The 11,528-nt window shown below is 44.5% G+C and carries 11 protein-coding genes; 10 read left to right on the forward strand and 1 reads right to left on the reverse strand.

Going from position 1 to position 11,528, the window contains the following annotated elements:
• The first annotated feature begins 1 nt into the window (after nt 1).
• From SANK73390_RS20920 to SANK73390_RS20965, 10 genes are all read left to right on the forward strand, one after another.
• Nucleotides 2-430, forward strand: coding sequence for a gp436 family protein (locus SANK73390_RS20920; RefSeq protein ID WP_462768251.1), 429 nt, complete (start codon nt 2-4; stop codon nt 428-430).
• A complete protein-coding gene (locus SANK73390_RS20925) occupies nt 430-846 on the forward strand; it encodes a phage tail terminator protein (protein ID WP_462768252.1) in 417 nt (138 codons plus the stop codon). The genes SANK73390_RS20920 and SANK73390_RS20925 overlap by 1 nt, the downstream gene beginning before the upstream one ends.
• The gene (locus tag SANK73390_RS20930) at nt 846-1,592 is read left to right on the forward strand and encodes a phage tail tube protein (RefSeq protein ID WP_462768253.1); all 747 of its coding nucleotides are present in this window, start codon (nt 846-848) and stop codon (nt 1,590-1,592) included. The genes SANK73390_RS20925 and SANK73390_RS20930 overlap by 1 nt, the downstream gene beginning before the upstream one ends.
• A 65-nt stretch (nt 1,593-1,657) precedes the next feature.
• A complete protein-coding gene (locus tag SANK73390_RS20935) occupies nt 1,658-5,254 on the forward strand; it encodes a tape measure protein (RefSeq protein ID WP_462768254.1) in 3,597 nt (1,198 codons plus the stop codon).
• Nucleotides 5,251-5,610 (forward strand): hypothetical protein, encoded by a 360-nt coding sequence (locus tag SANK73390_RS20940; RefSeq protein WP_462768255.1) that lies wholly within the window; start codon nt 5,251-5,253, stop codon nt 5,608-5,610. Before SANK73390_RS20935 ends, SANK73390_RS20940 begins: the two co-directional genes overlap by 4 nt.
• 2 nt (nt 5,611-5,612) lie before the next feature.
• Nucleotides 5,613-7,676 (forward strand): hypothetical protein, encoded by a 2,064-nt coding sequence (locus SANK73390_RS20945; protein ID WP_462768256.1) that lies wholly within the window; start codon nt 5,613-5,615, stop codon nt 7,674-7,676.
• Nucleotides 7,676-8,665: a hypothetical protein gene (locus tag SANK73390_RS20950; protein WP_462768257.1), complete on the forward strand. Its 990-nt coding sequence runs from the start codon at nt 7,676-7,678 to the stop codon at nt 8,663-8,665. The genes SANK73390_RS20945 and SANK73390_RS20950 overlap by 1 nt, the downstream gene beginning before the upstream one ends.
• 2 nt (nt 8,666-8,667) lie before the next feature.
• Entirely contained in the window at nt 8,668-8,961 is a 294-nt protein-coding gene (locus SANK73390_RS20955; protein WP_462768258.1) for a hypothetical protein, read from the forward strand.
• Nucleotides 8,958-10,589: a hypothetical protein gene (locus SANK73390_RS20960; RefSeq protein ID WP_462768259.1), complete on the forward strand. Its 1,632-nt coding sequence runs from the start codon at nt 8,958-8,960 to the stop codon at nt 10,587-10,589. Before SANK73390_RS20955 ends, SANK73390_RS20960 begins: the two co-directional genes overlap by 4 nt.
• Nucleotides 10,582-10,806: a hypothetical protein gene (locus SANK73390_RS20965; protein ID WP_462768260.1), complete on the forward strand. Its 225-nt coding sequence runs from the start codon at nt 10,582-10,584 to the stop codon at nt 10,804-10,806. The genes SANK73390_RS20960 and SANK73390_RS20965 overlap by 8 nt, the downstream gene beginning before the upstream one ends.
• Here the strand turns inward: SANK73390_RS20965 and SANK73390_RS20970 are convergent.
• A complete protein-coding gene (locus SANK73390_RS20970; protein WP_462768261.1) occupies nt 10,803-11,384 on the reverse strand; it encodes a hypothetical protein in 582 nt (193 codons plus the stop codon). The two genes, SANK73390_RS20965 and SANK73390_RS20970, sit on opposite strands and share 4 nt — an antisense overlap.
• Nucleotides 11,385-11,528: the final 144 nt, after the last annotated feature.

Raw genomic sequence — 11,528 nt, forward strand, 5'->3', positions numbered from 1 at the left:
CATGAGTTACGCCAGCACAGCGGATATGCAAACCCGCTTTAATGAGCAAGATTTAATTTTGCTCACTGAGCGCGAAGGCAGCACACCCAGTGAAATAAATATCCCTGTGCTTGAGCAATCACTCATTGATGCAACAGCAGAAATTAACGGCTACTTAGCGGGCCGTTACACCTTGCCATTAAGCACCGTACCCACTGCATTAGTGCGTATTTGTTGTGACATTGCCCGTTATTTTTTAAGTAGCGACAACGCCCCAGAGCACATACACACCCGCTATACGGATGCACTGAAATTTTTACAAGCGGTCAACCAAGGCAAGGTGGCGCTAGGTATCGATAGCCAAGGCGATAAAGCCGCAACCAACGACACGGCCTATATGGAGTCCGCAGGTAGCGTATTTGCCCGCGCTAAGTCTAAGGGGTTTATTTGATGTTTGAAATAAAAGACGACTACTTAGCCGCTGGCCCGTTACTTGAAAAGGCTTTGAACGATATTTCAGGCATTCGACACGTTAAAGCACTAGATGATTTAGCGGAAATAGATAAAACCAACCACACCCCTTGTTTGTTTTATTTATATTACGGCGAGCAGCTAAATGGCCCCACCCAAGCAGGTGCCAATGTGCAAATTAAGCAAACGTGGCTTGTCATTCTTGCTGAGCGTAAAAACAGCAAACATGCAGGCCTGAACATTGCTAAAACCATTCGTGCAGTAGCTGGCAAAAAAACAGGCGATGCAGGCCCTTGGCAGCGCATTAACACCCCAATCAAACCTAGATATACAAGCGGCCACGCGTTTTACCCGCTGGCCTTTACCTGTCAAATGAAGTTTAAAGGAGCACTGTAATGAGTGGCTTATTAGTAGCGGGCAATTTCTTTATTGACCGATTAAACGACCAAAACCAAAGCATCGGCATTTTTGGTCCTATCAACATGACCAAGTTGGAGATAAAAACTGATGCCGACACAAAAACCCGCACATCCAATAAAAAAGCTTCTTATGGCCAAGCTTTGGATGATGTAAAAATTGCCAAACCCACAGAAATATCCTGTGAATTTGACGACCAACCCGCCGACCTCTTGGCACTTGCGCTGATGGGTAAGGTGGTTGAAATAAATGATGCTAGCGGCACCGTAACCGATGTAGCTAAAACACTACCCGCTAACCAAGGCTGGTTAGAGTTGGGCCATAAAAACCTTGCTGAAGCAGGTTTGAGCATTAAACAAGCATCCACTGAATTAACACTTGGTGTTGACTACGAAATTAATTATGCCCTTGGTTTACTTCGCGCAGTTAAAGGCGGTGCAGTAGATGCAGGTGGCAGCATTACTACGAGTTATCAGCACAATGCGCGCAGTGGTAAGCGTATTCAAGGTGGCATGGAGTCACAAGTACGTGCCCGCATATTTGGCGAAGGTACTAACTTAGCTAATGGCAAAGCCATTGAGCTTGAAGTATTCAGCGCATCATTAATGCCAGATAAAGGCATAGACTTTGCCGCTAGCGAATTTGTGAGCGGTGGCTTAACTGGCACGGCAAAGCTTGTGGATGGTAAGCCTGCACCCTTTATCTACACCGAGTTAGACGATTAATTCCCTGTTGGGGCTTCGGCCCCTTTTTCACGATTTTATACCTTGTTTAATACTGAGTAGTTCCGATGGCAAACAAAACGTTAGAATTAGCATTGAGAGTTGTGGCTGAAGCCACAGGTAAGCAAAACATTGAGCAACTCGTTACAGAGCTTCGCAACGTTGAGCAAAGCGCTGATGCTGCAAACCCCGCGACACAAAAACTCAGTGAACAAATTGATGGTGTAGCAACAAGTGCTAATAGCGCTGAGCCTAAAACCGAGCAGTTAAACACGGTGCTAAACGACACCACACAAACCGCAAAAAATACAGCTCAAACAGCAGGCAAACTTGCAAACGAACTAGATAGCTTGGGCAACCAACAACAACTTATCCGTAGCTTTGAGCAATCAAAACAAAAACTAGAACAACAAGAGATAGCCACGGCCGCCGCAACCCATGCATTAGATGAATTACAGCGCCAAGCGAACGATAGCAATCAACAACTATCAGCGCTTGCGCAAGGAACTGAGCGAGCAGAGCGCGACTTAAAACAAATGCGTGACGAACTCACGCAAAACACCAATAAACACGCTGCACTGCAAGCGCAACTTAAACGCTCTGGCGTTGATACCAATAATTTACGCGCATCAAAACGCAATTTAGGCGCACAGTTTGATAAGGCAGGCAAGTCCGTTGATAAATTCACCAATGACTTAAAACAAGGCAATGCAGCACAGCAAGCCCATGCAACCAGCTTAAAAAAAGTTGCGGGCCAAGTCGCCGCACTGGCCGCAGCTTATTTTGGTTTAGACAGAGTAGCCAGCGCTGTTAAGTCGGTATTTGAAACGGGCGATAAATTTGAAAAGTTGGGTGTGCAAATGCAAGCGCTGATGGGCGGCATTGCAGGTGGTGCAAAGGCCACTGAGTGGGTCACGCAATTTACTAAAAACACCCCGCTGCAACTGGGCGAAGTTAGCCAAGCGTTTGTAAAACTCAAAGCGTTTGGCCTTGACCCGATGGATGGCACATTACAAGCGATCACCGACCAAGCACTAAAGTTGGGCGGTGGCTTTGAAGAAGTACAAGGGGTATCACTGGCTCTTGGCCAAGCATGGGCAAAACAAAAACTCCAAGGCGAAGAAATTCTACAGCTTGTTGAGCGTGGCATTCCTGTGTGGGAGCTACTCGAAAATGCCACGGGCAAAAATGTTCAAGAGCTGCAAAAATTATCAACTGCCGGCAAACTGGGTCGTGATGTAATTAAGCAGTTGATTGATGAAATGGGCCGAACAAGCACAGGCTCAGCAGCGGCGCAAATGGCCCTATTCAGTGGCCAAGTGTCTAACGCCAAAGACAACCTAGAGCAGTTTTATAATTTAATCGCAAAATCTGGCGCAATGGATTGGCTGAAGAACCAGCTCACCACCCTCAACACCGAGTTTGCAGCCATGGCCGCTGATGGCCGTTTGCAGGAGTGGGCGCAAGCAATCAGCGATACCATTGTAAACACAGGCACAGTTATTAAAGATGCGGTTTCTACATTATATGAGTACAGAGAAGAAATAGGCTTTGTAGCAAAAGCATGGCTAGCGCTCAAGATTGGCGGGTATTTTAGTAGCGTTGTGAGCGGTGCCGTTGCCGCAACCCGTGCATTTACCACATATAAAACCGCAATAACGTCAGCAACCGTTGCAACAAATGCAGCTACGTTGGCTACCAATAAGTGGAAAAATGCCATAGGATTTATAGCGCGCGGCGGTTTGTACACAGTACTTATCAACGAAGTGTTTAATGTCGGTGTTGAGTACAACAAGCTAATAACCCTTGAGAACCAAGTAGCTCAAAGCCAACGTGACGCAAAAGTGTCGTCAGCCAAACTTGCTGAAGAACTCAAAATTGTTAGTGAAAATACGGGCGTATTAATCACTAGTACTGATGAGTTAGACGCCGCCGTTGAGCAAGGCACGATTGTGTGGAACGAGCGGGCATACGCTTTTGAAGGTGTTGCCAAAAAACAGCAAGAGTTAGCAGAAGCAACCAAACGTGCTGAGCAAGCCGAGCGTGAGCGCCAAGCGTTTTTAACCCTAACACTGACCGACGCACTCAAAGTTACTGAGTCACTACAGCAACAAGCACAAAACCTGAATGGTGTACGCGTAGGCGTTGACGGCTTTATACAATCTCTAAACTCAGCACGCACCGCCCTTGTGAACTCTGGCGCTGAGTACAGCCAACAAGTTGTGCTGCTTGATTCACTCAAAGCCAAGTTTGAAGCGCATAATGAATCATTGGCGCGCCAAGCTTACTTAGCAGGTGATGTGAGCGCAGCATATAAAGAGTTAGGGTTAACCAGTAGCGCGGCGCTGCAAGAAACGGCCACCAAACTACAAGGCGCGTTTGAGCTAATTCAGCAGCAAAACGAACCGATTGCCATGCAACAACAGGCATTTTTAAAATGGGCCAATGCAGCCGTGAAAGCTGCGGATGCTACAGACCAAACGGTGCCCGCGTCAGTGCAAGCGGCCGCCGCAGCACTGGGGTTAACCGAAGAGCTAGATAAGCTCATTGAAAAAGCCAATAAACTCAAGCCCGCCACCGACATAAACAGTGATGCCACTCGCAAATTTGCAGAATCGTTAGCTAAAACAAAAGTGGCGATGGAAGACAATAAAAAAATACTGGAAAGTTCAACCGCATCCGCAGAGCAAAAAAGCAAAGCACAAAAAGCCCTCAATCACCAGACTGGGCTAGTCATTGAGCAAGAAACCGATTTAGCCAGAGTGCGCGAGATTGAAACAAAAAGCCTAAAAGACCTATCAATCGAACAAAAAAAGTTGCAGCAAGAATTGGCTAACGCAGCTCAACAATACAAAACGGGGGCGCTCACTGCTGATGAGTACCAGAAGAAACAAGCGCGCATCAGTCAAATATTAGCTGTTGTTAACAACCTATTGGGCGATTTTAAAAACGCACAAGATGACGCGACTGACGCGACAAAACGTGGTACTGAAGCGACAAAGGAAGCAACGAAGGCTGCTGAAGACAACTATGTCAGTTTGCGCCAGCAAAAAGATGAGCTGGAGCGTGTAGATCAAGCGCAAGCCAGAGTTAACAATTCAGCTAAACGACTGCGGCCGTCAGTTAAAACAATTGTTGATTATCAAGAGAAGTACGAAAAAGATTTTTCATACTCATTTACTAGTACTGAGATATTTAATGAAAGAGCGCGACGCGCACACGTAAAACTGGCTGAGACTCAATTCAAGCGGTTTGAGCGTGATATAAATAACGCAACAACAAAAGCTGCACTCGATGCGATACATAAAAAAATATTTAAACTACTCAACTACCAAAGCTTGGACAAGAGAAGTGAGCTAGCTGACGCGATTAAAAAACAAAGAGCCGCGCTTAAAACCCAATCTAGCAAAGCACCTAAAAGCTCAAGCACAGCAATAAGCTGGCCTACAAATGTAACCCCATCAAGCAACCGTGCAGTTGTTAGCACCACTAACAGCGCATTAATTGACGCTGTAAATAGACTAATTGATACACTCTCGCGACAACATTCTGGTAAAGCAATAACATTGCAATTAAGCCTACCAAACGGAAAAACGGAAGAAATATATGCCCACATCCGAGACGAGTTATTAAACGAACTAGAGCAACTGAGTAGCGCGCAATGATAGAGATAAATAGCATTCAATTAGACAATGCAATCTGGACAGATGAACACAGCTATCAAGCAATTGCTGAGCAATCTGAACATGCCCTCAACGGCGCACAGCACATTGAAAAAACGGTGATTGTGGGCCGTCCCATTACGATTGAAAGCGTACTGGAGCAAGCAGCGCTTTACATCCCGCTATTTGAACACAGTCAAACTGAGTTAGCGGCATTTGACATCGCAATACGTGGCACGACATATACAGTTGTGTGGGACCACAGCCAAATGCCAGTTACTGGCTCAGCGTTACAATATTTCAGTGACTCAGCTCCGACGCATTTTGAAAATATTACATTAAAACTTAGGACTGTATAACGATGAGTATTATCCGCAGTCACTTAAAAATATTCAAACCTGAGCGCTTGGGCAGCGCACCAAACGCAGGTGGGCACCGCACCAACAAAGCAGTTGTAAGTGGCAAGCTTAATGATGTTTTTAGCTCTATCAGCGATGTTGACCACGCACGAAGTGCATTTGATTTAGTGAAACTCTACCCAGCCGTATCAACGAATGACGCAAGTAAACTGCAAGATGCGCATGTGTTTATCAGCGACCAACCGGAAGACCCGTTGGTGAGCACGCTACTTGTTGAGTCTCAGCTACTGCGTGATGACAGTTTGCTGCCAGATATGCTCGATATGATGACATATAGCAATACAAAATTTCACGGCACAACATATTTAACGACAGCAACAACGCAAAACACACTAGAACTGCAAGTTGACCAAGTAACGCGCTCGCTTGCTCCAACTGTACAAAGACGCACGTCAAAAGTGGGGTTAAAGCCGCCAGTTTCTGAGATGTTTCGTTCAGCAACAATAACCAGCTACGGCAATATATGGGAGTTCAGTCTTGATATACCTGATTTACTAATTGAATATCCAAACATTAAAACAGAGTACCGCTCTAGTAGATACATAATCGACTACTTAGCCGAAGGGCCATTTATCAATGGTACAACCGTCTCTGGCAAGCTCTCTTCTCCGCTAGTATCTGGGCGCACTCTTTTTGTGTACTACTTATCTAAAAATGATTTTAGATACCATGTATTTGCCAATGGCCAATTAAATTTAAATGCGGGTGAATCCGTTGAACCATATCATACACGCCTTAAAAAAGTGGGTAGTAATACCGTCTATCAAGACGATGGACAAGGCCGTTTTATTGCCAATGGCTATGTATTTGCAAGCATTGATTACAATACAGGGGTGATAACCGAGGTTGAACCCGTTAATTATGAAGGCACAGTGACCGAAAACCTTGGCGCACTTATCAAAATCAAACCTCATACAGTAACAGATATAGAATTTGTTATACCGTCGCAATTTGCGCGTGATAGCGTGTACATAAAAGCGAGAAGTTTAAGCGGCTCACTTTTTAGTGCATCCAGTAACAGCACAGGTGCAATCTCTGGCACAAATATATCGGGCAATGTCACTAACGAAGGCGTTGTAACGCTCAATTTTGCGATAGAAATGCAATCAAGCAGCATTACCTATGACTACGATGAAGTGACTGAAATAAATGTGCCCAGCCCTCCGGGTGGCATCGACCGTAATAAATTACCCGAGGGCGGACACGTCCCGATATTTCACGAATTCAACATCATATGCGTACAAGACAGACGCAGAGCCGTACATACGAGCTTAAGTAATGGCCAGAGTATTAGCGTAACAATGGGCGCGAACTGGGTGGATATTGTCGATAATGACGGGCTAAGTTTGTATAGCGCAAACGATGATAATTACAGTTATGACAAAGACCTAGGCCGTGTAATTATTAACGCGGGCATTAGCGCGTTTACTGGCCCGTTCATCATAACAGCGGTATTGTCAGAGCTTGTGACTGTAGACAACATTCAAGGTAGCACGCTACGTATTTTAACCCCACTTAAACGCACTTACCCCGCAGGGGCTACAATATCAAGCGCCTATGTAATGGGTGACTTACAAGCTACCACCAAAGACGAGCGTACGCTCAGCGCTTGGCAAAACAACTTTGGTGCAACAGGTTCACCCGCTTCTAGTGCCATTAATACCACGCAATACCCAATTGAACTAAGCAACATAGGCGCAATTGCTCAGCGCTGGGCCATCGTGTTTACCAGCACCACTGATTATAAATTAATTGGTGAGCATGTGGGCACAATTTATCACGGCTCAACAAGTGCCGATTGCGCCCCAGTAAACCCGTTTGCTGGCGCGCCTTACTTGCTTATACGCAAAGAAGCGTTTGGCGCAGGATTAAACCCCGGCGAGTGCTTTTTATTTGAAACCACCACAGCCAGCAAACCTATCGCACTAACTCGCTCCGTATCGCCCGGGCATTCAGAGATTAAATACGATTCTTCAACATTGGCATTCAGAGGAAACAAAGACTAATGACAACACCAGTAACAGTGTATAGATGGGATGATGAAGGTGCGCCACAAATTAACCAAGCATATGGCACTGGCAGTGAAATAAGAGCCGTGCTAAATGCATGTTTGGTTGATGGTTATGGTACAAAACAACCATTAGGTTGGTCCAAGGTGCACGACAACATTAACGGTGTGGTATATCAAAACAACACTGAGATTGGCTCAGGCGGCATGGTGCGCTTTTGGCCAAAAGGATTAGATTGGGAGCAGTCACTCAATTCAAACCCTATGTTGTTTCAAGGGGCGAAAACATTTATTGATACTGAGACCCCTTATCACGCTGGTTATACACAAGCATTTAAGCACCCGGTCAGTGCAGGATCTGAGCAAAATGCATGGGCAATTATTGGTACTGGCTATGCGTTTTATTTAATATTAGGTCACGTTGACACAACAAGAAGCAAGTCGAGTAAACAGTATACAATCGAATCTGGCACTTGGTATAACTTCTCTATGTTTTGTGGTGACATTCATTCACGACTAGAGGTTGATGCTGGTAAATTTATGGCGTGTTGTGGGGTAAGAAAAGGAGACACTACATCAACGTCTTGGCAAGACTCTTTGGATTACATGATTGAATCTGTAAACTCTGGAACTAGCACTAGTTACCCAAAGATATATAACGCTGATAATTCAGATGGGTATAGAACGTATGCACCGAGAAAAGCAATTTCTAGTTCGTCCCATGAGATGACTGATATTGATGATGACATACTCGGCTATGCACCTATCCCGTTGCTGAGCACTTTCATGTCTCAAATTAAATATCCTGAAGCCCCAGAAAAACCTAATTTGCGGGGGTATATGCCGGGGATGATCCAAACAATTATGGGGATAGGTAGTAGCCATTACTGGCCGACAATTAAAGCCATTGATGGTCAGCAATACTGGAGTCTGCGTTTCGCTGGGTCTGATAAAAGTTCGATCTGGATAAATATCGAGAGTTGGTAATTATGTTCAAGCTTAAAATATCTCCAAATAAAGTGAATAACCCCCGTGCTCAGTTGCAGTTAAATATTGACACCAACGGAACCCGTGTCGTTGTCCAGAATAGAAGAACTCTTAATTCAATTTGGCATGGCCCCGTTCCAGAAAGTGGCCAAGTAAGCATTGTTACTCCTGAAGAGTACGGTGTTGAGCCAAATTTAATGGTTACGATATTTGATGATACCGGTGAGTTTAATGCTGAAACGGTAGATAGAGTACAAGCAAAACTGCCGTCTCAAGATCAGGGAAGTGCTGAGTGATAAAAATAAGGTTTAGCAAACCCTATGCAGTATATAAATCGCCTATCGTTATTCGGTTTGGTCAATCGCCAACACCTAATGAGCCTGAATTGGTTGGGGTTGAAAGCACCCTGATACACAACACAGAGCAATTAAGAACTGTGGTGCGCGTCTTAGCCCATGCGCTTCGCGCATCATTGGCACAACAAACCGCTTTAGCGTTTGCGGTCCAAAACAACATTAACGCACTCATAGTTAATGCTTGGTCAAACAGTCAAAGTGTGAAGAGTGCAACGACGATAGGTTGGCAGCGAAGTGATATTGAACTCAGCGAATCAATGGTTAATTGGCAAACACACCCACTTTCCGTGTTTGAAACTATTCAAAATTGGCAACAGACAATAAAAGTAGCACGCACTTTTACCGTTCATTATGGCCCTACAGATAGGGCGTATATATGTTATCGAGTTGCACACCCATCCCCGGGGAAAGTGATTATTAGATTTAATAAACGCGCTGTAACTCACACTAACCCAGTCAAATTGAGCCTCAATGTACCAAATAAAGTGTGTTACTGGGGCTTACCCGGTGGACTCATTCGATCTGACGACGACATACCACCCATTGATAGAAAAATTCCAATAGAGCCACAATTACAACGAGCTTATATCATGCAACCGACTATTACCTGTGAGCGAGTTGATAACGCTCAACAAATATTAATCAGCCAATTTAGTTACACGTCAACGCGCGGTCAGTTCAGTGCAACGGGCAATATTAAGTTTTGCTCTCGCATCGATATGGAACGTGCAATAGGCAAAGAACTAAAACTCACCGTCAATGGCTATGAGTTTATAGTGATATGCGAGCAAGCATCTATAAGTAGTAAGTTCGCACACAACTCATACTCAGCCAATATACGCAGCCGCTTTGCGTTACTCTCAGCACCATATGCAAGAGCAACTAACTACACCAACAGCATTGATAAAACTGCCGCTGGTATCATGAATGATATATTAGAAAACTCAGGCTGGACGCTCGACAACCAAATGATTGACTACCCAGTGCCAAAAGGCGCGTTTAGCTATAGAGGGTTAACACCCGCCGCCGCACTATTAAAAATCGCCAGCAGCATAGGAGCGATACTCGATATAGACGATATAAACAAAACAGTGTCGGTTGTGCCTGAATGGCCCGTCAACCCTTGGAGTACCGAGCAAGCAAGCCCTGATGTCATACTCAACGAGTCATTAATACTTGAACATAACACCCGCGATACAACACAACCCGAATACAATGCCGTGTTTGTGCGCGGCGAGCAACAAGGCGTAGCGTGTAAAATCAAGCGCAGTGGCACCGCTGGCGATATGTATGCCCGAGATATTGTTGACAGCCTAATCACAGACAACCAAGCAGCTCGCCAACGTGGCACATGTGAACTGGCAAGAAGTGGTAACAAACAAGAGTCCACAATTAGAACTAAGCTACTCTCAACCTTGCCACCAATCAGACCAAGCATGCTTGTTGGGATCAGGTATTCAGACGCACTCTATAAAGCCACCTGTGACAGTACTACATTAAGCACATCAATTAGCAGCCAAGGTGCAATCACTGTAAACCAAACAATTAAGGTGATCAGCAATGTCTAATACGTTAAATCGACTCGGCACTGTACTGGCTACAACTCAGCGCAGCATTGTGAAAGTGATCACGGTGAATCAAAACGGTACAACCTTGGTACAACATTCAGACGAAACACAAAGCACGGTGTTGGGTGATAGCGTAGAAAGTGGCAGTGCATATATAGAGAATGATCGCATAGTAGGCCCAGCACCAGACCTACCGTATACAGAGATTGAGGTTTAGTTAATATTCTCAAGAAGCTTAGCGGCAGCTCTTGTAATTATAAATTTTCGTTTCCCATGAGGATTGTAATCTAGGCTCAAAAGGCCAAGAGAAGATAGTTGATTTAGATCGCTATGTACAAAGCGAAAGTCTTCAATCTTTATATATGAGTTTGGATTAGGCACATCCAATATATTAAGATTCACTTCGTTTCCGTGTTTACTTTCAAGGAATGAACTACCTCCTGATTCATAAAGTTGACGTAATATTGAAACAGCTTGATCTGAAAGGCCTTCTCTTTTTGAAGTCGCTGAGGCTATATCTTTAAAGTTATCTAGTTGAGATGATATGTCTAATAGAATGCTATTGAGGTTTGATAGTTTATTGAGCACAACTTCATTATTTTGCCTTAAAAGGTTTTTAATACTGACTGCCAACAATTGATTTTCTTCAAGCTCTTCAAGAACCTTTTCATGTCGTTTTGTACCGAGCCACTCGGTAAACTCTTGATAGTCATCTTGTGATGAAGATCTCGACTCGGATTTAAAATTACATATCAAACCCACAATTGTTGCAAACGCGCTTGCCTCAGCCAACATTACTTGCTCCTTCGTATACTTCCTTTGAATAAGTTTGCAGCATAGTTGAGGTTTAATAATTTGGAAAGCTGTTTAACATAGTGAAACTTTCATTTTTCGCAGTTTTCGCACAATTGGCGCTAAGTTTTCGCGCGCGGCATCATG

The sequence above is a fragment of the Pseudoalteromonas sp. SANK 73390 genome (genome assembly GCF_054966645.1).